The following is a 23,940-nucleotide window of genomic DNA, read 5'->3' as shown; positions in this document are numbered from 1 at the left end:
CCATGCGCCCTGGCGGCCAGCAGACCTGAAGGTCGGCGGCCGCCCCATTCGAATGCGGGAGGACCATGCTCAGCGCGCTCGTGTGCAACGGACGACTGCTGCCGTCCGACACCCCGGACGCCGTCGTGCCGTGGTGGAGCTTCACCAAGACCGTACTCGCTGCGACTGCGCTGTCCCTGGTGCGTGATGGGCTGACGACGCTGGACGCGCCGGTGGCAGGATGGCCGTTCACGTTGCGCCAACTGCTGCGGCATGAGGCGGGGCTGGCCGATTACGGTGAACTGGCCGCGTATCACACGGCGGTCGCCCAGGGCGAATCCGCCTGGCCCGTCGCCGACATGCTGCAGCGACTGGAGGGCACGCGCCTCAGGTACGCCCCCGGTATGCAATGGCGGTACTCGAACGTCGGGTACTGGAAGGTTGGCCAGGTCATCGAACAGCTGACCGGCCTGGCCCTCGAGGACGCAGTAGGCGAGCGCGTCCTACGCCCCCTGGGTGTGTCAGGCGTACGCTTTGCCAGGACGCGCGACGACCTGCACCCACATTGCCTGGGCCTGCGTGCGTCGTACGATCCTGCCTGGGTCTATCACGGTCTGCTGATTGGGCCACTGTCGCAGGCCGTGCTTCTGCTGGACCGTCTGCTTGCCGGCGATCTGCTACCGGCGCGTTTGCGTGAGGCGCTGCAAGACGCGCGGCACCTGGGCGGCCCCTTGCCGGGGCGGCCCTGGGTCACGCCGGGGTATGGGCTTGGCGTGATGCAGGGCGTGATCGCCGATGGTCGCTTGCTCTGTGGGCATACGGGGTGCGGGCCGGACAGTGTCATCGCCGTCTACCGCGTCAGTGAGGGGACGGCTTCAGCGTGTTGTGCCGTGTTTGGGGTGGAGGTGACTGAAGGCGCTGTGGAAGCCGAGGTGGTCGAACGCCTGACGGTGCAGCTACGTCGGCCTTAGAAGACCTCGGCTTGAAGCCCAGGCTGCGCATCAGCGCCTGTGCCGCCTCGAAGACCCGCTACCTGGCGCCAGGTCAGCAAGGGCCCGTTTGGCAGACCCAGGCGCTATCCGTCAGTCGACGCTGGGCAGGCGCAGCTTGCGAATGCTCAGGCAGTCGCGCTGCTGTTGCTCGAGCGAGGCACGGGTCTGTTGCAGGGCCGTGTCGGCGGCGTCCTTGAGCAATTGCCAATCCTGCTCGCCGATCAGGCCGCTGGTCTTCATTTCATCGGCGCGTTCGAGGAGGGTGGCATGGTAATCGTCCGGCCAGTCCAGGCGGTAGCTGTCGTCTTCCAGAAGCAGGCGCCAGGCAGTGATGGCGTTGCGCAGGGTGGTATCGGTCATGACGGGTCTCCAGAATGACTGACTGCAAGCAACAGACTGCCAGAGATTTGGAGCGATTGAATGGATTGCATGGGTTCGCGACAAGTGGTGGGTCATGCATCTGTGACCATCGAATGAGCCAGGGACTTGCTTGTACGCTACCTGACTGACACATGATATGGCTGAGTTTATGGGCCCTGCGGGCCCCATCGCGGGGTTGCAGGCTATCGCGGTCACCTGTTGGAGATTCTATGGTTTCTGCCAAGTGCTGATGTGGGCCCTGGCGGGCCCAATCGCGGCACAGGGGCCGCTCCTACACCCGTAGTCCCACCGCGGGGTCGCAGGCTATCGCGGTCACCTGTGGGAGCGGCCCCAGTGCCGCGATTGGGCCCGCAGGGCCCACAGTAGAGTGGTATGCCGCTGCACGCGGAACTCAACACTCGCCTCTTCTGCTCACCACCGATGATGCGCCATCAGAAAATCCACGAACACCCGCACCCGTGCCGGCATCGCCGCGCCGCCGACGAACACCGCATGGATAGGCTCCTGATCACCGGGGTTCCAGGCCTCCAGCAGCGGCACGAGCACACCGCTGCGCAGGTCGTCGGCCACGCTGAAGGCGCCGATGCGGGCGATGCCGGCGCCTTCCCGGGCCAGTTGGGCCAGGGCTTCCCCGCTGTTGCACTGGATGTTGCCCGAGATCTTCAACGCATACGCCTGACCGTCGCGCACGAAGGGCCAGTCCGGCTCAGCGCGGCGGAAATTGAAGCGCAGGCAATTGTGCTGCAGCAGATCCTCTGGCACCTGCGGGGTGCCGTGAAGTGCTAGGTAGGCAGGCGAAGCCACCACCACCTGGCCGGTGACGCCAAGGTAGCGCGCGGTGAGCGGGCTGTCGGCCAACTGACCGAAGCGGATCGCCACGTCAGCCTGCCCGGCCAGGATGTCGACCACCTCGTCGCCCAGGGCCAGGTCCACCACGATGTTCGGGTAACGCGCACTGAACGCCGCCACCAGCGGCACGATGGTCTTGCGGCCGTGGCCGAGGGCGGCGCTGACCCTCAATCGCCCTTGCGGTACGCCCTGGTCGGCGATGGCCTCTTCCACTTCGGCCAGGTCCGCCAGGATGCGCCGCGCAGCGCGTAGGTAGGCCTCGCCCTCGGCGGTCAGGGCGATGGCCCGGGTGGTGCGCAACAGCAGGCGTGTCCCCAGGCGCTGCTCGGTGCGCGCGATGGAGCGACTGATGGCCGAGGGCGTCACGTGCAGCGCCCGCGCGGCCGCCGACAGGCTGCCTTCCTGTACCACGCGGTCGAACACGACCATCTCACCTGACCGTCCACCCAGATCCATTCGTGCCTCCCACGCACAGGTGCATACCAAAATCACCGGCTACCGGCATTCTCGGCAGTAGCTTAGCATTCGCCGCATAGATAAGGAGCTGTTCACATGCGTATCAACCCCCCTCTTCTGGCCTTGGCCACCGGTGCCTTCGGCATCGGCGTCACCGAGTTCGCGCCCATGGGCATGTTGCCCGGCATCGCCGCGGACCTGGGCGTCTCCATCCCGGCGGCCGGTCTGCTGATCAGCGCTTACGCGCTCGGCGTGCTGATCGGCGCCCCCCTGATGACCCTGACCACGGGGCGCATTCCCCGTCGCTACCTGCTGATCGGCCTGATGGCCATCTTCACCTTGGGCAACGTGATGTCGGCCCTGGCGACCGACTACACCAGCCTGCTGATCGCCCGCGTGGTGACCTCGCTCAACCACGGCGCCTTCTTCGGCGTCGGTGCCCTGGTGGCCGCGAGCGTGGTGGCGCCCGACAAACGCGCCGGGGCGGTGGCCGCCATGTTCATGGGGCTGACCCTGGCGACCATCGGCGGTGTGCCGTTGGCCACCTGGTTCGGTGAACTGCTCGGCTGGCGTCAGGCGTTCTGGGGCATCTCCGGGCTGGGCGTGCTGACCATGGCGGCGCTCTGGTTCGCCCTGCCCAACGTGGCCCTGCCCCCGAGCGACGGTGTGCTGGCTGAACTGCGCGTGCTGGGCCGGGGCCCGGTGCTGGCGGCGCTGGCGCTGACCGTGGTCGGCTCGGGCGCCATGTTCACCGTGTTCACCTACATCGCGCCGATCCTGACCCGTGAAACCCAGGCCTCGACCTTGTTCGTCACCGCCATGCTGGTGCTGTTCGGCATCGGCCTGACCCTGGGCAACCTGTGGGGCGGCAAGGCGGCGGACCGCTCCATCGACCGTACGTTGATCGCCTCGTTGAGCGTGCTGATCGTGGTGCTGCTGGCCTTCACCGTGCTGATGCGCTGGCCGCTGCCGGCCGCTGTGGCCATCCTGGTCTGGGGCATCGCCAGCTTCGCGCTGGTCCCGCCGTTGCAGATGCGCGTGATGGAAGCGGCCAAGGACGCTCCCAACCTGGCTTCGGCGGTCAACATCGGTGCCTTCAACCTGGGCAATGCGGTGGGCGCTGCCCTGGGCGGCGCGGTGATCAAGGCAGGCTGGGGCTACCCGGCCATCTCCCTCGCCGGCGCTGGCGTGGCAGCCCTGGGCCTGGCGATGGTGCTGGCCTTCGCCTGGCACGGCAAGACCCGGTCGCGACCGGCACCTGACGTTCAGCCTGGCATCACGCCAGGTTGAGCCACCCTTCGGGCCCAGGCAGGCAAGCCCGCAAGCCTTGCCTGGGCCCGCCGTTCAGCTGGCTGCGTGGTCTGCCCATTGCCGCCAGGCGGCGGCATTCATCCGGCCCAGGACGCGCGCATGGCCCGTGTCGGTGATCGAGACGAACAGCGCACTGGCGAAGACGCCGTGCCACTCCCCGGCAAGCGCCAGGGAACGTTTCAGGGGGTCGCTGATCGTCCTCTGCGGATCATCTTCCCTTGAGGGGTGCGCCGAAGGCCCGCGCGCTTCGGCGTCGCGCCAGGCAGGCGAGACGACCAGAAAGTGCGCACTGCGCACCGGTCTGCCGCCCGCCAGGCCGTTCTCGACGCCGCGGATGCTCAGCGTCGTCTGTTGTGTTCTGGAAGACATGAGGACTCTCCTCGATGGCGAACAGGCACGCCAGGCACACGCCCTTCTTCCCTGAACTTCGACTTCGTCAATCGCGCGCTGGCTGTGAATACACCACACCTCACCCTTCGAACGTCGTCACGGCGTACGCGACGACGGCCTCAAGGCCTGGCCCCACGACTGGTCCTTGCTGTGCCGCCAGGCCCGATCGGCCTCGCTGTCACGCACCAGGCGCTGTCCGAGTTCGCTGTCGGCACGCGCCTGGCATTGGCGAAACCCGTCGTCCCAGCCTAGGGCATAGTTGGGCTGCTGCAGGTAGACCGGGACGTTCTTGCGAAACCCGTCCAGCTCGCCAGCTGCATGACGGCCACTGGCGCAGCCATCGGTGAATCCCTCCACGAACAGGGGTGGATAGCCTTCGGCGAGCAGGCGCTCGGAGGTGCTCTGGCAGCCGCTGATCGAAATCAACGTCAGCAGGAGAGCCAAGGCCTGACCAGGTCCCCACAGGCATGAAGCCTTGAGGTCACGTCGGACATGAGAGTGTTTCATCGCTTTTCTGGCCAAGGCGCACCTGCTCGCTCAAGCCCCCGGGTTGGGGTACCGCAAAGGTTAGGCGCCAGCGCCGTGAGAAGACGTCAACGGAATGTCAAAAAAACCGTGACGTGGATCAAGTAAATCAATTGTGGTGATAGGCAGCGCCTAAAGATCGCCGGGAACGCGCCGAGTGTATATAAAACGCTCAGGGTTCACGCCATGTTACTACGCAAGCTCAACCTCGCCCCCCGCTCCATCCTCTGCTTCGGCTTCTTCTGCGTGATGATCATCGCGCTGGGGTTGATCGCCCTCAAGCAGGCCTCGAGCCTGAACGATTCCGAGAAGTTCGTGGAGACCAACGTGCTGCCCAGCATCGCGTTGCTGGGCTCGCTCGACCGTGAGTTCGTCAGCATCCGTGGCGACAACGCGCGCCTGCGCAACCCCGTCGAACCCGAGAGCCGCAAGGCCCAGGCGCTGGCGGACGTGCGCAAGGCCCGCGCCAACATGGTGGAACTGCTGGCGCGGCTGGAGCGGTTCATCGTCACGCCGGCCGGCAAGCAACAGTTCGCCGAGCTATCCCAGCACTTCGCCGCCTACGAACAATCTCAGGACCAGTACCTGGCCCTGATCGCCGCCGGCAGCCTGGATGCGGCCGTCACCCTGGCCAGCGGTCCGATGAAGCAGGTTGCCGACACCGTGGCCGACGACATCAAGGACCTGATCCAGCTGAACAACGACAAGGCCAAGAAGGCCGGTGAAGACGCCACCCGTACCTACGAGCAGGCCACCTTCATCGTGATCGCGTTCATCCTGGTCGGCACGCTGGCAGCCGTCGTGCTCGCCCTGCTCTACACCCGCAGCGTCACCACGCCGATCAGCCAGTCGCTGGCCATCGCCGAACGCATCGCGGCCAACGACCTGAGCGAAGTCATCGAGGCCGATGGGCATGACGAAGTGGCCCGGCTCATCCAGGCCTTGAAGGCCATGCAGCAGGGCCTGCGCACGACCTTGGCGTCGATCTCCGACTCGTCCAACCAGCTGGCCTCCACGTCCGAGCAGATGCACGCGGTGACCGAGGACGCCAGCAAAGGCATGGTGCGTCAGAACCACGAAGTGGAAATGGCCGCGACCGCGGTCACCGAAATGAGCGCGGCCGTCGAAGAGGTCGCCCGCAATGCCTCGGCCGCGTCGGACGCCGCCAACCGCTCCAACGAGGCCGCCGTGGCTGGCCGCGAGCGCGTCGACGAGACCGTGCAGGCCATCAACGTGATGGTCGCGCGTGTCCAGGACGCTTCTCACGAAGTCCAGGGGCTGGCCGGCATGGCCACCGACATCAGCCGTGTGCTGGACGTCATCCGCGCGATCGCCGAACAGACCAACTTGCTCGCGCTCAACGCGGCGATCGAGGCTGCCCGTGCCGGTGAGGCGGGACGCGGCTTTGCGGTGGTGGCTGACGAGGTGCGCGCCCTGGCCCACCGCACCCAGCAATCGACCAGCGAGATCGAGCAGATGATCAGCTCGATCCAGAAAGGCACCGAGGCCGCCGTCTCGGCGATGGATCACACCAACACCCAGGCGCAGAAGACCCGCGATACCGCCCAAGGCGCTGGCAGTGCCCTGGTGGAGATCACCGAGTCGATCGGCAACATCACCGAACGCAACGTACTGATCGCCACGGCGTCGGAAGAGCAGGCGCAGGTGGCCCGTGAAGTGGACCGTGGCCTGATCAGTATCCGTGACCTGTCCAGCCAGGCGGCGGAAGGGGCCGGCCAGACCGCGATCGCGACCTCCGAGCTGTCGCGCCTGGCGGTGGAGCTGAACAGGCTGGTCAAGCAGTTCCGCATCCAGGCCTGACCTGGCCTGCTGGACCTGCGCGGGTCACTGCGCCCGGTCACCCTCTGGCGCGGCATGCATCGCGCGCCAGTGGGCGATCTGCTGGTCGATGTTCCAGTGAATGATGGTGGTGTACAGCGACTCGACGAACGCGGCGTCCAGTTCGGTCCCGGCGGCCCAGCCCAAGCGTTCCTCGAGCATCGCCACCACCCGCTCGGGGGCCGGAATCGCTTGTTCGTTCGGCTTGAACCGGGCAGCGGCCTTCACGTACTTCAGGCGCTGGCACAGCGCCTCGAAGATCTGCCGGTCATGAAAGTCGATGCCGACCCGGATATCGGACAGGCTGGTGCAGGCGTCGGGCGCCTTGCGGTCGGACATGGTGAATTCCTCTGACATGAAAAAGCCTCAGATGACGTCGAACTGGGCCGTGGTCGCTCGACCGCAGGCCGAGCGCCGACCCACCGGGGCGGCCAGCGTCGCGCGTGGCGGCCGGGTCTGGGCGCGGTGCTCGGCGATCAAGGCGTCGATCAGCGCGTCCAGCCGGCTGCGGTCGTCATGGTGCGGCGTAGTGATCAGGTGTGCGACGTCGCCCGAGGTGGCCAGGCTGTAGTCGCGCGCGATGGCGGCCGAAGGCCGTGGGAAGACCACGGTGATCGAGTTGTCGTGGCGCCAGGCAGGAATGCCGCCAGCCTGCAAACGCTTCACTGCGTACTGGGCCGCTTCGAGGCTGCGCCGGATGCGCTGGCGCCATTGCGTCGGCGAATGGCTGCGCAGCGCGGCCCACAGGATCATTGGCGTATGCCCGTTGCGCGAACCGCTGATGGTCTTGTCCTGCGCGGCGATGTAGTCGACCTCCACCGAGATCCGCTCGACGTTCTCGCGCTTGGCCACCACGATGCCGCAGGGAATCGGCGAACCGATCATCTTGTGCCCGGACACGCAGATCGAGTCGATGCCGTCGGCGAAGGTGAACGGCTGCGGCCGCTCGACGAAAGGCAGGATCATGCCGCTGAGCGCGGCGTCGGCGTGCAGGTAGTAGTCGTCGCGGGCGATCCCGGCCTGCGCCATCAGCTGCTGGATCCGGGCGATGTCGTCCACCGCGCCACGCACGGTGGTGCCGATGTTGGCGAAGATGATCGGGTGACGCGCGCCGTCGGCCACCACCTTGTCGAACAGGTCCTGGTAGTTGATCTCCCCGTTCGGCAAGGACTCGACCGCCCGGCATGGGATGCGCAGCAGCTTGACGATCTTGGCCACCGAGTAGTGGGTGTCCTTGGAGTAGTACAGCGTACCGTCCGGGAACAGCTCGCGCGCCAGGTAGCAGCCGAACATGTTGCCCTCGGTGCCGCCGTTGGTGACGTAGCCCCAGCTGTCGGCCAGCGGAATGCGGAACAGCTCGGCGAACTGCGCCATCACCTCGCGCTCGAAATCGAAGGAGTTGAGCACGTAGTTGCTCGACTCGCCCCAATCGCCGCAGTTGTTGATGGAGAACCGGAAGAAACGGTGCAGCGGCGCATAATCGAAGTCGGCGTTTTCCGGGTAGCCGATGTTGAAGTACTGGTTTTCCAGGCAATGCTGCCAGAACGCATCCAGTCGGCGTTGGTCCTCGTGGGTCAGGATCATGTTCAACTCCCTTGAATGAACCCGCCGGTCGTGCCTGACGAAAGCACGACCGACCTCAGGCCTGAAGCTTCAGGCGGCCTTCTGGCGTGATTCGACCAGCGACCACCACTGGTCGAGGGTGGGCGAACGGGCCAGCTCCTCGAAGCTCACCTCGACGCCGCGGGTCTTGAGTTCGGCGGCCAGCTTCATCACGCTCAACGAATCCAGCCCGTAGAAAATCAGGTTTTCCTGCGGGTCGAGCGTCTCGCCGTCCTCGATCAGCTGGCGCAGACGGCTCTGCAGCCAGGTGCGGGTATTGTCCACGGTCAGCAGGTGACGCAGGCGCTGCTTGTCGATCTTGCCGACCGGGGTCAGCGGCATGCGCTCGATCAGGCGGATACGGTCGGGCAGCTTGTACTCGGCGATCCCCAGCTCGAGCAGATGGCGACGCAATGCCGACGGCTTGAGGGCCGGGTCGCGGGCCACCACGAAGGCGCAGCTCTTTTCCCCCAATGCGTCGTCCGGCATGGCCACCAGGCCGGCGTGGGTGACGTCCGGGTGCAGCACGATCAGGTTCTCGATCTCTTCGGAGGCGATCTTCTCGCCACCCCGGTTGACCTGGTCCTTGATGCGCCCGACCACCCGCAGGTCGCCGCTGGGGGTGAGCTGCACCAGATCGCCCGAGTAATAGAAACCGTCCTGGTCGAACGCACTGGCGTTCTGCTCGGGGCTGGCGTAGTAGCCGCAGAAGGTGTACGGGCCGCGCGTGGCCAGCATGCCGGGCTGCCCGGGCGGTACCGGCGCACCGGCGGCATCGACGATCTTGATCTCGTCCGCCGGGCTGATGGGTCGGCCCTGGGTGGTGAAGATCTGCTCGTCGCTGTCCTCCAGCCGGGTGAAGTTGATCAGCCCTTCGGCCATGCCGAACACCTGCTGCAATTGGCAGCCCAGCACGCTGGGCACCTGACGCGCCAGCGAGTCGGCGAAGACCGCCCCGCCCACTTGCAGGTAGCGCAGCGAGGCCAGCTGCTCCCGGTGCAGGGGCGCGGCCTGCAACCACAGGGCGACCGCGCTCGGCACCAGGGCCACGGTGTTGACCGCGTGACGCTGCACCAGGTCGAAACACGTGGCCGGCTCGGGATTCGCCGCCATCACCACACACCCACCGGCATGGAACACGCCCAGGGCGCCGGGCGAGCTGAGCAGGAAGTTGTGCGGTGCCGGGACCGCGCAGAGAAAGCGCGTTTCGGGTGTGAGCGCGCAGACCTCGGCGCAGGCGCGCGCGTTGTAGTGGTAGTCGTTGTGGGTGCGCGGGATGAGCTTGGGCGTGCCGGTGCTGCCGCCCGACAGCTGGAACAGCGCGACCTCCCCCGGTGGCGTCGGCGTCAGGATGACCGGGTGCGCGCTGGGGTGCTCGAGCCAGGCCTGCAGGCTTTCATCGGCCGTGGTGGCGTGCAGGAACAGGCTCAGGCGCGGCTGCGCCCCGCATGCTGCCAGGGCTTCACGGTAGCGCTCGTCCTGGAAGAAGGGGTGCTCGCGCGAACCGATCAGCACGGCCGGGCGGATCTGCCGGGCATAGGCGGTCAGCTCCAGCTTGCGGTGGCTGTACAGCGCATTGAGCGGGACGATGCCTGCCTTGAGCAGGGCGAACAGCACGAGGTAGAACTCGGCCAGGTTGGGCAACTGGACCAGCGCCGTGTCGCCCACGCCCAGCCCCTGCTCCACCAGGCGCGAGGCCAGGTTGGACGACAGCCGGTCCAGGTCGGCGTAGGTGAAGCGGCGCTCGCCGCACAGGATGGCTGGCGCTTCGGGGGTCGCCTGACAGCGGTCGGCCAGTATCTGGGTCAGCGGCTGATCGAGCCAGTAGCCGCTGTCACGGTAGCGTTGTGCCCGTTCGGCGGGCCAGGGGGTGAACTCGAGGGTCATGGGTCGGTTTTCCAGAAACGTTGAAATCAATGGGTCAGGCCACAGGCCCGCAGCATGGTGCGCAGCTTGGTCTGCACCTCGGTCCATTCGACGTCGGGTTGCGAGCTGTCGACGATGCCGGCGCCCGCGAACAGCCGTACACGCTCGTCCTTGAAGGTGCCGCAGCGGATGGTCACCACCCACTCCCCGTTACCCTGGGCATCGCACCAGCCGACCATGCCGGTGAACAGGCCGCGTTCGCCGGACTCGACGAAGCGGATCAGGTGCCGGGCCCGCTCGGTGGGATGGCCGCACACCGCCGGTGTCGGGTGCAGACGGCAGGCCAGTTGCAGCGCGCTGGCGGTGGGGTCGGCCAGGGTGCCTTCGATGCGCGTGGACAGGTGCCAGAGCGCTGGCGTGCTGATCAGCGACGGCCGTGCCGGCACGTCCAGCGTGGTGCACAGCTCACCGATGCGCGCCGCGATGTCTTCGGTGACGAAGCGGTGCTCGTGGTGGTCCTTGTCCGACGCCGCCAAGGCGTCGGCGCTGCGTCGATCGGCGTCCGCGTCGGCCATGCGCATCGCCGAACCGGCCAGGGGGTTGGAGATAAAACGCGTACCCTCCTTGCGCACCAGCAACTCGGGGCTGACGCCCAGCAGCGTCGCCCCATCGGCCATGGGTACACGGAAGTGATAACCGACCGGGTTCTGCACGCGCAGGTTGTGCTGCACGGCCTCGACGCTCACCGGCTCGGCGAACACCAGCTCACGCTGCACCGACAGCACTGCCTTGCGCACGTCGCTGAGCTGGAAGTTGACCAGCGCATGCTCGACCGACCGCTTGAAGACTTCGGCTTCAGGGCAAGGGCGCTGTTCGAGCAGGCTCGGCAAGGCGTGCAGCCCAGGATCACCGGGCGGCGCCAGAGGCGCCCACTGGGCGTGCTCGGGCACGAACAGGCACGAAGGCTCGCTCGCATCGAACGGCAGGGCACCCACGACGATGGGGTTGGACTGGCCAGCCTGACGTGCCTGCGCAAATGCTTCGGTGATCGCCTGGCTGAACGCGTCGCGTGCCCGCGGGCCATGGCCTGCGGGTGTATCGATGCGGCGCAATACGCCTGTGCAGCGCAGTTCGCGCTCACCCGAGACGAAGGAAAAAACATCATGATTTTCAACAGCGTGTGACGGCTCCCACTGCGGAGCCTTGAGCGTGGCTGTGCTCATCGAACGACTTGCCTCCCTGCAAAAAACTTAACAAATTGTTTGAATCTAAACACGAATCGTTTTTAATACGTGACGACATTATGTTTGGTTTGTCAATCACAAGGAACTCGTGAGTCATGAAAACGCTGACGTCGATGCAGGCCGCCTGCTGGAGCGGACGGTCCGCCTCCGCTGAACTGGGGAACGTGGCGGCGCACCTGTACGTCGAGTTCGAAGGCCCTGCCCTGGAGGCCGAACGCCTGGAACGGGCGCTGGCGCAGGTCTCGCAGCGCCACCCCATGCTGCGCATGCGTCTGACCGCCGACGGCGCGCAGACCCTGGCAGCGCCGGACGCCGGCCCTGCCCTCGAAGTGGAAGACCTGCGCACGATCCCCGCCGAGCAGGCCGAAGCGCATCTGCTGCGCAAGCGCGACCGCTGGACCCATCAGCAACTGGACCTGCGCCAGCGATCCGGCGTCCGCATCGGCCTGACCCGCCTGCCTGATCGACGTACACGCCTGCATATCGATGCCGACATGATCGCCGTCGATCCCTCGAGCCTTCGAGTGCTGGTCGAGGACCTGGCCCTTGCCTACGAAACGCCCGACGTGGCCTGGCCAGTCGCGCCCAGTTTCTTCGACTGGTGGGACGCGGCTCGACACGACCCGGCGCTCAGTGCCGCCCGTGACCGCGACCGCACGTGGTGGCGCCAGCGCCTTGACCGGATCGCCCCGGCGCCGAGCCTGCCGCGGCTCGACGGCCCTCCTCCGGCTCGCGCCCACAGCGAACGCTTGCACGCCTGGCTGTCGCCTGAGCAGCGTCAGGCCCTGCAACGCCTGGCACGCGCCCAGCGCGTCAGCCTCTCGACGCTGATGCTGAGCCTGTTCGCCACGGTACTGGGCGCACACACCGGCGATCGCCGGCTGCGCCTGAACGTGCCGAGCTTCTGGCGCGCGCCATTGGTCGAGCAGGTAGAGCGTATCGTCGGCGAGTTCGCCAACGTCCTGATCGTCGATGTCGACCTCGAGGCCGCCGCCCACCCGGCGGCGCTGTGCCAGCAACTGGCCGGCCAGCTGATCGAGCGGCTCGAACACAGCGCCTGGTCGGGGGTCGACCTGATGCGCGAACTGTCGCGCCACCACGGCGCGCCGCACATGGCACCGGTGGTCTTCACCGCGGCGCTGGACCTGCCCGAGGGATCGTTGTTCTCGCCACGGGTGCAGCGGCTCTTTGGCACCCTTGTCTGGACGATCTCCCAGGGGCCGCAGGTGGCGCTGGATGTTCAGGTGGCGCACGCCGACGACGGCATCTTGGTCAACTGGGACGTGCGCCTGGATGCGTTGCCGCGTGCCTGGGTGACGCAGCTGTTCGACCGCTTCATGACCCTGGTGCGCAGGGTGTGCGCCGAGCCCGAAGCCCTGGCGTGCCCCCTCCCCCCACGCGCCCACGAACGTCCCCTCAACCCTCTGCAGCAGGCCTACCTGCTGGGCCGGGGAACCCAGGTGCCGCTTGGCGGCGTCGCCATGCAAGAATTTCGCGAATACCGCGGCGCCCTGGACATCACGGCCCTGCGCGCACGCCTGACCCACATGGTGCAGCAGCATCCCAGCCTGCGCACGCACATCGATGCGCACCATCGCGTGCAGTTCGTGCACCCGGACGTCGTGCTCAACCTCGACGAGGTCGACCTCTCGCACCTGCCCACGGCCGAGGCTTTGGACGCCATTGCCGCCAGGCGCGAGGCCTACGCCCATGCGCAGTTCGCGCTGGACCAGTCGCCCTGGAACGTCACGGTGTTCCACCTGGCGGCGAACGAACAGGTCGTCTTCGCCCGCCTGGACGCTTTGATCGTCGATGGCCGCGCCATTGCCGCGCTGCTGGTGGAGCTGCTGCACGGCCAGGCCACCGACGCCGCCCCTGCGCTTTCCACCGCCCAGGACGCGTCACCGACGCCCGAACAGCGCCAGGCCGACGCGGACTACTGGACGCACAAGCTGGCGACCGTGACGGGCGTTCCTCGTCTGCCCTGGACGCGCCCCCTGGAACAGGTCAGCGAGTCGCGCTACCAGCGTCAACGCCTGCGCCTGCCCAAAGCGGACTTCGCCGCGCTGTGCCGGCTGGGCGCTCGCCAAGGACTGTTCAACCACGCCACCTTGACCGCCGTGGTGCTGGAGGTGCTGTCGCACTGGCTGCGCGACGGTGACCTGTGCGTGGCCATGCCGGTGGCGCCGCCAAGCGATGCGGCCCTGGCCAACCGTTCGAGCTTTCTCGCGGTCAACTGGGCCCGGGCATCGGGCGACTTCGCCGTGCGCGCGGCCGCGCTGCAGACCGACGTGCTCGAAGGCTTGCAGCACCTGGCATTCTCGGGCGTCGACCTGGCGCGCCTGATGTTCGAGCGACACGGGCCTGGCCCGGTACTGCCGGTGGTCATCACCAACGGCCTGTCCTGGCCGGCGCTGCCGACCGACAGCCCCATGCGCCTGCTGGGGGGCCTGACGCAGACACCGCAGGTGGCCCTGGACGTGCGCTTCTCCCGCGACGCCACTGGCGATCTGCTGCTGGACCTCGACCACGCCGTCGAGGTGCTGGCGCCTGCCTGCGTCAGCGCCATGCGCCAGGCGCTGGAGCGCACCCTGCGGCAGGTCGCGGGCAGCGGCGAGTTCGCGATCACGCCCGGCACCGTGGTCGATACCCATCATTACCGACTCAACAGTCCACGGACCGAGGCCTGCGAGGCACCTTTCCTGCAGCAGATCGCACGCCGGCTGTTCGACCCTGACAACGCTGCCACGGCCTTGATCAGCGGGGCGCAATCGCTCAGCTACGCCCAGCTGGGCGAGCAGGTGGCCCGCGCCATCGCGGCCTTGCGCGGGCGTGGCCTGAAACCGGGCCAGGTCGTGGCGATCTGCCTGCCCCGCAGTCCGGCCCACACCACCCTGACCCTGGCCTGCGCCCTGACCGGCCTCGTCTGGGTGCCGATCGATGCCGCCGCACCGGCCCAGCGCCGTCAGTACCTGCTGGACAACTGCCAGCCGGCGCTGGTGGTGCTGGCCGACGGCGAGGCCCATGGGCACCCGGCCAGCGACGTCGAGCGGCTGCTGGCCGAACCCGCCCCCCTGCCCACCGACCTGCCCGACCTCTCGCTCAGCGAGGCGCCGGCCTACTACCTCTACACGTCCGGCACCACCGGCCAGCCCAAGTGCGTGGTGCTCAACAACCGCGCCACCGCCAACGTGATCGGCCATACCCTGGCCGACTGGGCCGTGACCGCCGAGGATGTCCTGCTGTCGGTCACGCCCCTGCACCACGACATGTCGGTGTTCGACGTGTTCGGCAGCCTCACGGCCGGCGCCACGCTGGTGCTGCCGCTGGCCGACGAGGAAAAGGACGCGCTGCGCTGGCACGCCCTGATCGCACGGCATCGGGTCAGCCTGTGGTGCTCGGTCCCGGCCATGCTCGACATGCTGCTGGCCTGCCGTGGCGCACACACGATGCACAGCCTGCGCCTGATCGCCCAGGGTGGCGACTACCTCAAGCCCACGGTCATCGCCGAACTGCACGCCCGGTTGCCGGACGCTCGCCTGGTGTCCCTGGGCGGGCCGACGGAAACCACGATCTGGAGCATCTGGCACGCCATCACCGCGCAGGACCAGGGGCAGATCCCCTACGGCCGGCCCGTGCCGGGCAACCGGTATCTGGTGCTCGACGCCCAGGGCGACCATTGCCCGGTCGGGGTGGTGGGCCGGATTCACACGGCCGGCGTCAATCTGGCGCTGGGCTACCTGCAAGACGGCCAGTTGCTGCAGACCGACTTCGTCACGGTGACCGATGAGCGTGGCGAACCGGTGCGGGCCTTCCGCACGGGCGATTGTGGCCGTTACCGCGAGGATGGCGTCCTGCTGTTCGACAGCCGCGTCAACGGCTACGTGAAAATCCGTGGCGTGCGTGTCTCGCTGCCGGATGTCGAGGCCGCCTTGTCCAGCCATCCGGCGCTGCGCCAGGTGCTGGTGGTCGATCACCGGGCGCCGGGTTCGGACGACGTGGGCCTTGGCGCTCTGTACGTCTGCGCCGACGGCACCGAACCAGGCCTGACCGAACTGCGTGGCCATGCCCGCCAGCACTTGCCGGGCTCGCACGTGCCGACCCGGTGGCTGCCCGTGGCAGCGTTACCGCTGTCGCAGAACGGCAAGCCCGATCGCGCCATCGCGCGACAGTGGCTGGAAGCCGCGCCACCTGCCGCGCCTCGGCCCCTGCCGGGCCACCCGGTCCTGGACGTCTATGCCCAGGTGCTGGCCCTGCCGCCTGGCCAGGCGACGGACGCGTCGGCGAGCTTTCTCAGCCTGGGCCTGCGCCCCCAGCACCTCAAGGCCATCGCCGCAGGGTTGCAGCAGCGCTTCGCGGTCAGCCTGTCACCGGCGCAACTGCTGCGCTGCCGGGATGCGCGGGACGTGGAGCGGCTGCTGGCCGACGCGCGCGCCTGACCCATCAGACATCGACGTCTCGGGCGTACCGACCATGACGGGTCGGTGCGCACACCGACCCCACCTAAGGAGAGGGATCGCATGAACGACACACCCCTGGTAGACATCACCGGTATTGGCCTGGGGCCTTTCAACCTGGGCCTGGCCGCCTTGCTGGAAGACCAGCCCACCCTGAGCGCGACCTTTCTCGAGCGCAAGGTCGAGTTTCGCTGGCACGAAGGCCTGCTGCTGTCGGGTACCACCCTGCAGGTCCCCTTCCTCGCCGACCTGGTGACCATGGCCGACCCGACCCACCGCCTGAGCTACCTCAATTACCTGCATCAGCACGACCGGCTCTACGGCTTCTATTACTACGACCACTTCCAGGTGCCACGCCAGGAGTACGACCACTATTGCCGCTGGGCCTCCCAGCAACTGCACACCTGCCGTTTCGGCGAACATGTCAGCGATGTGCATTATGAAACCGACAGGGAACACTTTCGGATCGAGACCCAATCGCTGTCCGGCTTCAAGCGTCACTACCGCAGCCGTCACCTGGCCGTTGGCGTGGGCACTGCGCCGATCCTGCCTCAGTGGGCACGCGTGAGCGGCCCTGCGCCGATGATGCATTCGGCCGAGTTCGGCAAGCGCCGCGCCGAGCTGGCCCACTGCAAGCAGGTCACGGTGGTCGGCTCAGGCCAGAGCGCGGCCGAATGCGTGCTGGCCTTGTTCAGCGAACTGACGCCCGAGCAGGTGGCCGCCGGGGCGTCGATTCGCTGGATTACGCGATCGCCCGGCTTCCACCCGATGGAGTATTCCAAGCTCGGGCAGGAATGCTTCACGCCCGCCTACATGCGCTACTTCCACAGCCTGCCGCGCGAGCGGCGGCGGGACATCGTCGCGGACCAGGGCTTGTTGTACAAAGGCATCAGTTTCTCGACGATCGCGGCCATCTACGACCTGATCTACGAACGTTCCATCGGCGGCATCGAGCCGGGCCTGACCTTGCTGTCGAACTGCGAGATCGAACGTGTCGAGCAGGTCGATGGCCGGTTGCGCCTGGCGTACCGCCACCGCGAACTGGAGCAGACCGGCACCTTGCACGCCGACGCCCTCGTGGCGGCCACGGGCTACGGCCATGCCTGGCCGGCCTGGTTCGAGCGGCTCAAGGATGAGCTGCTGGTCACCGACGCCCATGGCGATTGCATCGTCGATGAGGACTTCACCGCCCGCCGACGTGACGAGGGCGCGGGCCGCATCTTCGTACAGAACGCCGAGATCTTCCAGCATGGGGTTGGCTCGCCCGACCTGGGCATCGCGGCCATTCGCAACGCGACCATCGTCAACAAATTGCTGGGGCGGGCGCATTACCGACTGCCCCGGCGTTCGTCGTTCCAGCACTACGGCATGCACGACGCCTGACGCAGCGCCCCTGCCGGCAAGCCACGCCGACAGGGGCACGCCGCCCTTTCCTGCTCACGCCATGACGTGCTGTACCGACAGCGCGGCCGTCTCGTCGCGGGTGAATGCCGCGAACACACGCTCTATGGCCTGGCGCACACGGGCCATCTGCGCGTCGCTGTAGCGTGCCGTCAGGTAGGTCACCACCAGGCGCAGCGTACGCTTGCCCTCCAGCACGTTTTCCAGGATCTCGAACTGGATGCCGAACATCGACTGGCTCTTGTCCGGATCGATCTGCCGATAGCGGATCGCCTCGCCCGCCGGGGTGGACAAGGCGCCGTTGAGCGCGTTGTTGGCGTGGATCTGGATGTACACGTCGAACAGCAGGCCCTGCTCCGGCGTGCGCCCGAGCGCCTGCTGGATCTGCTCCATCGGCACATCGGCATAGGCCATGGAATCGTTGATCAACCGGCTCACGCCCTCGATCAGCTCGCCGACCGGCTGGCGCGGCTCGAAACGCACCGGGTGCGCCACCATGGTGGTGAAGTAGCCCACGGTGTCGTAGTAGGCAGGGTCGGTACGCCCCGACGCCGAGGTGCCGATCACCAGCTCGCGCAGGTCGCCCACCGTGTGCAGGGCCAGGGCGATCCCGGTGTAGAGCACGCCGAACAGCGACGCGTCGTTTTGCCGGGCGAAGGTGTGCAGGCCGTCGACGGTGGCCTGGTCAGGCTGGATCTCGAACCAGCGTGCATCGGTCGCGCCCGCCTCTGTCGGCGCCACGGTGTCGCCGATGGGCGAGGCCACCGGAGGCAGTTGCAGGCCGGGCGTGACATCGCGCAGCAGGTCGGTCCAGTACGCCAGGTGCCGGGGATCGATCCCTTTGGCACTGGCCTGCTGGGCATAGGTGTGGAACGCCGGCGCCGGCGCCGCCCAGACCGGTGCATGGTCGGCTGCCCTGGCGGCATACGCCTGCGCCAGCTCCTGCATCATCACGTTGAGCGACCACTCATCGATGGCCATGTGGTGCACTAGCAAGGACAACTGCTGGCGGCCGGTCTGCGGGTTGCGCAGCACGCGCACGCGCAGGGGCAACTCGCGGGACAGGTCGAAGCAGTGGGTGGCTTCGCTGGCCAGGGTCACGCCTTGGCTGCGCAGGCTCGACCAGAACCAGGTGTACTGCCCCAGCCGCTCGACCGGTACCTGCCGCTGGCACGGCGTCGGGGTGTCGAAATGGTAAGTGGTGCGCAAGCTGGCATGACGCTGCAGCAGGTCGGTGAAGGCCTGTTCGAGCACGGCCTCATCCACTGGGTCGAGGAAGTCCATGGCGAACGGCAGGTTGAAGATCGTGCCGAAGTCGAAGGCCTGGTAGGCACGCCCCAGCGAGGCCTGGGCCGGCGCGAAGGGGGCTTCCGGGACATCGCCCGCTGGGTCCAGGGACGCATCGTCGTGCGCCGTCTGCGTCCAGTGCGCCCGCGCGGCCAGGGCCGCCGCCGAAGAGGCGCTGAAGAAATCGTTGAAACGTACCTGCACGCCGTGGGTGCCGGCGAGCCGCCCGACGATGCGCGTGGCCAGCAGAGAGTGTCCGCCGAAATCGAAGAAATCGTCGTTGGCCGTCATGCCCGGCTCGGCCAGCGCCTGGCGGAATTCGTCGAGGATCAGCGCCTCGACCTGTGCGTGCGAAGCGGCCTGCGGCGCCGCAGCGGGCGTGTGCGCGTCGGAGGGCGTGGTTTCCAGTCGCCTTTCCAGCCAAGGCAGGTTGGGCTGGCCGATCGGCTGCCCGGCATAGGCGTTCAGGGTCATGCGGTACAGGTCGTCGGCGCGGCAGACGGGGTCGAGCACCTGATGCAGCACGAAAGCCAGCAACAGGCTGTCGCCGGTGTGCACGATCCGCGCGGCGAGCGGTGGTTCGCTGGCCGGGTCCCAGGGGTGGGCCTGCAAGGCCAGCAGCCGTTCACGGGCTTGCGCCTCTTCCGAGACCTGCCACACCTGCACGCAGTCGCGCCAGTGCTGGCCTGCCAGCTTGAGCAGATCGCCCTCGTCGTCGAACCGGTAGCGCGCATTGAGCGCCGGCAGGCTGTCGATCACGGCACCGAGCGCCGCCTCCAGCCGGACAGGCTCGAGCGCGTCGGTCAGGCGCCAGGCCGTGACGTGCTTGAGGGTCAGTTCAGGGTATTGCGTCTGGAGCAGCCACACATGGGCTTCGTGGGGTGTGGCGGACAACGTCGGCGACGTGTCCGAAGAGCGTTCCATCATGGAATATCCACCTTGTCGAACGGGACCAAGATCGGCAGAGACGGCCAGCGTGCCGGCAGACCCATCCTCGGTCTGGCGAGAAGCCCGCGCAGGCGGGCCGGTACAGGTGACCGATGCATTGCATCGCCTCGGCCAACGTCGTAACCTTAATGCAAATCATACATATTTGCACCCTGCTTCATCACCATCCCAGGAGGGTCTCGTGGACAACGGAACGTTCGCGCTCAGGCAACAGATCGAGCAACTCTACATCGAGCATCACCACTGGCTCACCACGCTGCTGCGCCGCAGGCTGGGCAATTCGATCGACACCGCCGATCTCCTCCAGGACATCTTTCTCAAGCTGATTCGCCGCGGTGTGGTGCCAAGCGCGGCCGAGTCGCGCTGTCACCTGTCGCAGATCGCCAAGGGCCTGGTGATCGACCTGTACCGCCGCAGACGCCTGGAAGCCCACCATCTGGAGGGGCTGCGCGAGCACAGCGAGCCCCTGGCCCCGTCCGAAGAGGTCCGTGCCCTGGCGCTGGAGTGCCTGGCCCAGGTCGATCGCACGCTGCATGCCCAGCCGCCCAAGGCGCGGGAGGCCCTGCTGCTGCACCGCCTGGCCGGCATGCCGCACCGGCAGATCGCCGCCGAACTGAACGTCTCGGTCTCCTCGGTCGAAAAGTACATCGCCGCCAGCGTGCGTGCCTGCAGCGTGCACGCCTGAAGCGGCGCCATTGAGGATTCTGCGCGCTCGTACGGAATACCCCGCAACACCCGTCAGCGTCACCACAGGCGCGGGCACCCAGGACACTGCCGGTCAACGCCGGCCGCCATGAACAGGAGCGTCGATGAGCGTCACCGAACCCCCCGAAGCCACTGCCCCCGCCCACCCTGGCGTGTCCGAGATACTGCGCCCGGTTCGCGGCCGCCTGATCCAGGCCGGCTCACTGGCAGCCGTGGGCAGCCTGCTGACGCTGGTGCCGCTGGCCGGTATCGCCCACCTGGCCCAGCTGATGCTGGGGCAGCCCGCCGCATCGCCCCAGACGGGCGTGCTCGCCGAAACCTGGCTGGTGATCGGCGCCAGCCTGGTCTGCCTGTTCGCGGGCATGGCGCTGATGGCGCTGGCCGAGACACGCGCTCACCTGGCGGACAACCAGATCACCGGCCACCTGCGCCAGGCCGTCGCCGAGCGGCTGGCCAGGGTGCCGCTGGGCTGGTTCACCCAGCAGGCCTCCGGGGAGGTCAAGCAGGCCATGCAGGACGACATCGATACCCTGCACAGCCTGACCGCGCATTTCTACACCACGCTCGGACGCGCTTCGGGCGCGGTCCTGGGCGCGGTGGTGTACCTGTTCGCCATGGACTGGCGCCTGGCGCTGGTGGCACTGCTGCCCTTTCCGCTGTTCTTCCTCTTCGTCCAGCGCGCCACCCGTGCCAGCGCCGCGCACCTGCCGGCCTTCGGGGCGGGCATGGCGCACATCAACAACGCGGTGGTGGCGTTCGTCCAGGGCCTCCCGGTGGTCAAGGCCTTCGGTGCCGAGGGCCAGGCCCACGCCAGCTACCATGGCGCGGTGGACGCCTTCGCTGCCGCATTCACCGACTTCACGCGACCGCTGGTCAACGCCATGGCCAATGCCCATGCCTTGCTGACCCCGGTCGTGGTGCTGGCCGTGATCCTGACCGCCGGCCTGCTGTTCACCACCCTGGGCTGGATGCAACCGCTGGACCTGCTGCCCTTCGTCCTGGTGGCGCCTGGCCTGTGCGCGCCCTTGCTGCTGCTGAGCTACATCACCCACGACCTGCAGAACGCCACGGGTGCGGCGCAGCGTGTCGGCGCGCTGCTGCGCACCCCGGTACTCGAGACCCTGTCGGCCGATTCGGCCAGCGCGCCGCAAGGCAACGAGATTCGGGTCGAACAGGTGAGCTACCGTTACGGCGACGCACCGGTGCTCGAGGACGTCAGCTTCACCCTGGCACCCGGCACGGTCACCGCGCTGGTCGGCCCGTCCGGCGCGGGCAAGTCGACCCTGGCGCGCCTGCTGTTGCGGTTCTTCGACCCGGACGCCGGGCGCATCACCCTGGGCGGCGCGGACCTGCGCACGCTGGACAGCACGCAGCTCTATCGCCAGATCGGTTTCGTGTTGCAGGACGTGCGCCTGATCGATGCCAGCCTGCGCGACAACATCGCCCTCGGTCGACCGACGGCCACCCAGGACGAGATCGAGGCGGCCGCCCGTACCGCCAACATTCACGAGCGCATCCTGGCCTTGCCGCGTGGCTACGACTCGGTGATCGGTGAGGACGCGCACCTGTCCGGCGGTGAGCTGCAACGGGTGAGCATCGCCCGCGCCGTGCTGCTCGACCCGCCGGTGCTGGTGCTGGACGAGGCGACCGCCGCCGCCGACGCCGAGAACGAGGTGCAGATCCAGAGTGCCCTGTCGCGCTTCGCCAAGGACCGTACCGTGCTGGTGATCGCACACCGGCTGGACACCGTCATGCACGCCGACCAGATCCTCGTACTTGCCGATGGCCACATCGAAGAACGCGGCACCCACGCGCAGCTGCTGGCGCGCCAGGGTCGCTATGCCCGGCTCTGGACGCTCGGGGACGAATCGCAGACTCGCCAGGAGGCGCCCTCGCCATGCTGAAGACGTTCATCGCACTGCTGGGCGCGGACGCCCGCGTGCTGTACCGCTACCTGGGGCTGACCCTGGTCTATGGCCTGCTCAGTGGCCTGACCATCGTGACCGTGGTGCCCGTGCTCTCGCACCTGTTGAGTGGCGCGCCTGGACGCGCCGCCGCCTGGCTGGTGGCGCTGCTGGTCGGCGTGGCGCTGTGCTGGGGGTTGCGCCGGGTCGTGGAGAAACTGGGCATCCGCGTTGGCATCGCCGTCCTGCAAGGGGGACGCCACCGTCTGGGCGAGCACATGGCGCAGCTGCCGATCGGCTGGTTCGATGCGGCCAACACCGCGCGCCTGAGCCATGTCACGACCCAGGGCATGATGACCCTGGCGCAGTTGCCGGCCCATGTGTTCACCCCACTGCTGACGGCGATCGTCACACCGGTCACGGTCGGCGTGGCGCTGTACGGGCTGGACGCCCGGCTGGGGACGCTCGCCCTGGTGGCGCTGCTGGTGCTGCTGGCGCTGTTCGCCGTCACCGCGCGCCTGGGCCAGCGCGCCGATGCCCGACACCATGCGCAGACCGCACGTGCCAGCCAGCGCATGGTCGAGTTCGCCCAGGCCCAGTCGGTACTGCGCGCATTCAATGGCGACGCTGGCGGCACGCGCTTTCTGCAACGCGCCCTGGACGAGCAGCAGCGCGCCGGCAAGGACCTGATCCGGGTGTCGGCCATGTCGGTGGTGTTCAACACCGGCGCGGTGCACGCGGTGTTCGCCCTGCTGCTGGTCGGCGCCGTACTGACGCTGGGTCACCTGGGTGTCACAGGCGTACCGGCCGGCACGGGCGTGGCCCTGGTCATGGCCCTGCTGCTGACCACGCGCTTCATCGATCCGCTGCTCGAGGTCGCCAGCTACAGTGACGTGCTGCGCGGTGCGCGCAGCCAACTGGCCGTGGTTGCCGACCTACTCGCCGCACGCCCCCTGCCTCTGCCCGAGCGCACCCAGGCGCCCGCCGACGCCAGCGTCGAGCTGCGCGGCCTGAGCTTCGCCTATGGCCCAGACCAGCCCAAGGTGCTCGACGGCATCGACCTGACCTTTCCTGCCGGCAGCATGACCGCGCTGGTAGGGGCTTCCGGCTCGGGCAAGAGCACGGTGATGCGCCTGATCGCGCGGTTCTTCGACGCCGACCAGGGCAGCGTGCGCATCGGCGGCGTGGACGTCCGGCAGATGAGCAGTGCCCAGCTGGCCGGGCAGATCAGCCAGATCTTCCAGGACGCCTACCTGTTCCAGGGCAGCATCGCCGACAACATCCGCCTCGGCAAACCCGACGCCACCGATGACGAGGTGCTCGAGGTGGCGCGCCAGGCGGGCATCATGGAGATGCTCGAGCGCTTGCCCCAGGGCCTGGCGACGCCCGTCGGCGAAGGCGGCACCCGCCTGTCGGGCGGCGAGCGTCAACGCCTGTCGATCGCGCGTGCGCTGATCAAGCCGGCGCCGATCCTGCTGGTCGACGAAGCCACGGCGGCACTGGATGCACACAATCAGGCCGCGATCACCGAGACCCTGACGCGCCTGCGCGGCCAACGCACGGTGATCGTGATCGCCCACCAGTTGTCCACCGTAGCCATGGCCGACCGCATCGTGGTACTTGACCAGGGTCGCGTCTGCGAGCACGGCACGCCGGCAGCGCTGCGCGAGGCCGGCGGGCGGTACGCACACTTTCTGGCCCAGCGCCAGATGGCCAAGGGTTGGCGTATCGCCGGGCAGCCGGTGGACGAGGGGTGCGTTTGAGACCGCCCGTACTCGTGGTGCTGTTCGCGGTGCTGTGTGGG

Annotated in this window: 16 protein-coding genes and 1 pseudogene; 8 read left to right on the top strand and 9 right to left on the bottom strand. The window is 67.8% G+C overall.

Annotation, left to right across the window (positions count from 1 at the left end):
• Nucleotides 1–65 precede the first annotated feature (65 nt).
• On the top strand, nucleotides 66–950 hold the full coding sequence (locus tag APT63_08420) for a serine hydrolase (GenBank protein ID AMA45652.1): 885 nt from the start codon (nucleotides 66–68) through the stop codon (nucleotides 948–950).
• 111 nt (nucleotides 951–1,061) lie between these two features.
• Here APT63_08420 and APT63_08415 read toward each other — a convergent pair whose 3' ends face one another.
• Nucleotides 1,062–1,331 carry a hypothetical protein gene (locus tag APT63_08415; protein AMA45651.1) on the bottom strand — a complete coding sequence of 90 codons (270 nt, stop codon included), beginning with the start codon at nucleotides 1,329–1,331 and terminating at the stop codon, nucleotides 1,062–1,064.
• 432 nt (nucleotides 1,332–1,763) lie between these two features.
• Nucleotides 1,764–2,657, bottom strand: a complete 894-nt coding sequence (locus tag APT63_08410; GenBank protein ID AMA45650.1) for a LysR family transcriptional regulator — start codon at nucleotides 2,655–2,657, stop codon at nucleotides 1,764–1,766.
• 96 nt (nucleotides 2,658–2,753) lie between these two features.
• Between APT63_08410 and APT63_08405 the strand changes: the two genes are divergently transcribed.
• The gene (locus APT63_08405) at nucleotides 2,754–3,947 is read left to right on the top strand and encodes an MFS transporter (protein ID AMA45649.1); all 1,194 of its coding nucleotides are present in this window, start codon (nucleotides 2,754–2,756) and stop codon (nucleotides 3,945–3,947) included.
• Between the two features lie 54 nt (nucleotides 3,948–4,001).
• On the opposite strand, the gene APT63_08400 is transcribed toward APT63_08405, so the two are convergent.
• A complete protein-coding gene (locus APT63_08400) occupies nucleotides 4,002–4,337 on the bottom strand; it encodes a hypothetical protein (protein ID AMA45648.1) in 336 nt (111 codons plus the stop codon).
• A gap of 117 nt (nucleotides 4,338–4,454) precedes the next feature.
• Nucleotides 4,455–4,823: a hypothetical protein gene (locus APT63_08395; protein AMA47826.1), complete on the bottom strand. Its 369-nt coding sequence runs from the start codon at nucleotides 4,821–4,823 to the stop codon at nucleotides 4,455–4,457.
• Nucleotides 4,824–5,069: 246 nt separating this feature from the next.
• Between APT63_08395 and APT63_08390 the strand changes: the two genes are divergently transcribed.
• Nucleotides 5,070–6,704, top strand: coding sequence for a chemotaxis protein (locus tag APT63_08390; GenBank protein AMA45647.1), 1,635 nt, complete (start codon nucleotides 5,070–5,072; stop codon nucleotides 6,702–6,704).
• Nucleotides 6,705–6,728: 24 nt separating this feature from the next.
• Here APT63_08390 and APT63_08385 read toward each other — a convergent pair whose 3' ends face one another.
• The 4 genes and pseudogenes from APT63_08385 to APT63_08370 form a co-directional block, all read right to left on the bottom strand.
• The gene (locus tag APT63_08385) at nucleotides 6,729–7,061 is read right to left on the bottom strand and encodes an isochorismate-pyruvate lyase (GenBank protein ID AMA45646.1); all 333 of its coding nucleotides are present in this window, start codon (nucleotides 7,059–7,061) and stop codon (nucleotides 6,729–6,731) included.
• A gap of 111 nt (nucleotides 7,062–7,172) precedes the next feature.
• Nucleotides 7,173–8,306 (bottom strand): annotated as a pseudogene (locus tag APT63_08380) (histidine decarboxylase).
• A gap of 69 nt (nucleotides 8,307–8,375) precedes the next feature.
• Nucleotides 8,376–10,211 carry a 2,3-dihydroxybenzoate-AMP ligase gene (entE, locus tag APT63_08375; GenBank protein ID AMA45645.1) on the bottom strand — a complete coding sequence of 612 codons (1,836 nt, stop codon included), beginning with the start codon at nucleotides 10,209–10,211 and terminating at the stop codon, nucleotides 8,376–8,378.
• A 26-nt stretch (nucleotides 10,212–10,237) separates the two neighbouring features.
• Nucleotides 10,238–11,413 (bottom strand): isochorismate synthase, encoded by a 1,176-nt coding sequence (locus APT63_08370; GenBank protein AMA45644.1) that lies wholly within the window; start codon nucleotides 11,411–11,413, stop codon nucleotides 10,238–10,240.
• 116 nt (nucleotides 11,414–11,529) lie between these two features.
• On the opposite strand from APT63_08370, the gene APT63_08365 reads away from it, so the two are divergent.
• Both APT63_08365 and APT63_08360 read left to right on the top strand, forming a co-directional pair.
• Nucleotides 11,530–15,873, top strand: a complete 4,344-nt coding sequence (locus APT63_08365) for a peptide synthetase (GenBank protein AMA45643.1) — start codon at nucleotides 11,530–11,532, stop codon at nucleotides 15,871–15,873.
• An 81-nt stretch (nucleotides 15,874–15,954) separates the two neighbouring features.
• Nucleotides 15,955–17,274, top strand: a complete 1,320-nt coding sequence (locus APT63_08360) for a Rhizobactin siderophore biosynthesis protein RhbE (protein AMA45642.1) — start codon at nucleotides 15,955–15,957, stop codon at nucleotides 17,272–17,274.
• Nucleotides 17,275–17,328: 54 nt separating this feature from the next.
• Here APT63_08360 and APT63_08355 read toward each other — a convergent pair whose 3' ends face one another.
• Nucleotides 17,329–19,506 (bottom strand): non ribosomal peptide synthetase BasB, encoded by a 2,178-nt coding sequence (locus APT63_08355; protein ID AMA45641.1) that lies wholly within the window; start codon nucleotides 19,504–19,506, stop codon nucleotides 17,329–17,331.
• A 202-nt stretch (nucleotides 19,507–19,708) separates the two neighbouring features.
• Between APT63_08355 and APT63_08350 the strand changes: the two genes are divergently transcribed.
• From APT63_08350 to APT63_08340, 3 genes are all read left to right on the top strand, one after another.
• The gene (locus APT63_08350) at nucleotides 19,709–20,212 is read left to right on the top strand and encodes an RNA polymerase subunit sigma (GenBank protein ID AMA45640.1); all 504 of its coding nucleotides are present in this window, start codon (nucleotides 19,709–19,711) and stop codon (nucleotides 20,210–20,212) included.
• A gap of 124 nt (nucleotides 20,213–20,336) precedes the next feature.
• On the top strand, nucleotides 20,337–22,136 hold the full coding sequence (locus tag APT63_08345; GenBank protein ID AMA45639.1) for an ABC transporter ATP-binding protein: 1,800 nt from the start codon (nucleotides 20,337–20,339) through the stop codon (nucleotides 22,134–22,136).
• Nucleotides 22,130–23,899: an ABC transporter ATP-binding protein gene (locus tag APT63_08340; protein ID AMA45638.1), complete on the top strand. Its 1,770-nt coding sequence runs from the start codon at nucleotides 22,130–22,132 to the stop codon at nucleotides 23,897–23,899. Before APT63_08345 ends, APT63_08340 begins: the two co-directional genes overlap by 7 nt.
• Nucleotides 23,900–23,940 lie beyond the last annotated feature (41 nt).

Source organism: Pseudomonas monteilii, assembly GCA_001534745.1.
GTDB lineage: Bacteria > Pseudomonadota > Gammaproteobacteria > Pseudomonadales > Pseudomonadaceae > Aquipseudomonas > Aquipseudomonas alabamensis.
This window is presented reverse-complemented; position numbering and strand designations above follow the sequence as displayed.

Coding starts and splice junctions, on each gene's coding strand:
- APT63_08370 (AMA45644.1), bottom strand. CDS start 11,413: ATGAGCACAGCCACGCTCAAGGCTCCGCAGTGGGAGCCGTCACACGCT.
- APT63_08390 (AMA45647.1), top strand. CDS start 5,070: ATGTTACTACGCAAGCTCAACCTCGCCCCCCGCTCCATCCTCTGCTTC.
- APT63_08340 (AMA45638.1), top strand. CDS start 22,130: ATGCTGAAGACGTTCATCGCACTGCTGGGCGCGGACGCCCGCGTGCTG.
- APT63_08355 (AMA45641.1), bottom strand. CDS start 19,506: ATGATGGAACGCTCTTCGGACACGTCGCCGACGTTGTCCGCCACACCC.
- entE (AMA45645.1), bottom strand. CDS start 10,211: ATGACCCTCGAGTTCACCCCCTGGCCCGCCGAACGGGCACAACGCTAC.
- APT63_08405 (AMA45649.1), top strand. CDS start 2,754: ATGCGTATCAACCCCCCTCTTCTGGCCTTGGCCACCGGTGCCTTCGGC.
- APT63_08410 (AMA45650.1), bottom strand. CDS start 2,657: ATGGATCTGGGTGGACGGTCAGGTGAGATGGTCGTGTTCGACCGCGTG.
- APT63_08415 (AMA45651.1), bottom strand. CDS start 1,331: ATGACCGATACCACCCTGCGCAACGCCATCACTGCCTGGCGCCTGCTT.
- APT63_08360 (AMA45642.1), top strand. CDS start 15,955: ATGAACGACACACCCCTGGTAGACATCACCGGTATTGGCCTGGGGCCT.
- APT63_08420 (AMA45652.1), top strand. CDS start 66: ATGCTCAGCGCGCTCGTGTGCAACGGACGACTGCTGCCGTCCGACACC.
- APT63_08365 (AMA45643.1), top strand. CDS start 11,530: ATGAAAACGCTGACGTCGATGCAGGCCGCCTGCTGGAGCGGACGGTCC.
- APT63_08400 (AMA45648.1), bottom strand. CDS start 4,337: ATGTCTTCCAGAACACAACAGACGACGCTGAGCATCCGCGGCGTCGAG.
- APT63_08385 (AMA45646.1), bottom strand. CDS start 7,061: ATGTCCGACCGCAAGGCGCCCGACGCCTGCACCAGCCTGTCCGATATC.
- APT63_08345 (AMA45639.1), top strand. CDS start 20,337: ATGAGCGTCACCGAACCCCCCGAAGCCACTGCCCCCGCCCACCCTGGC.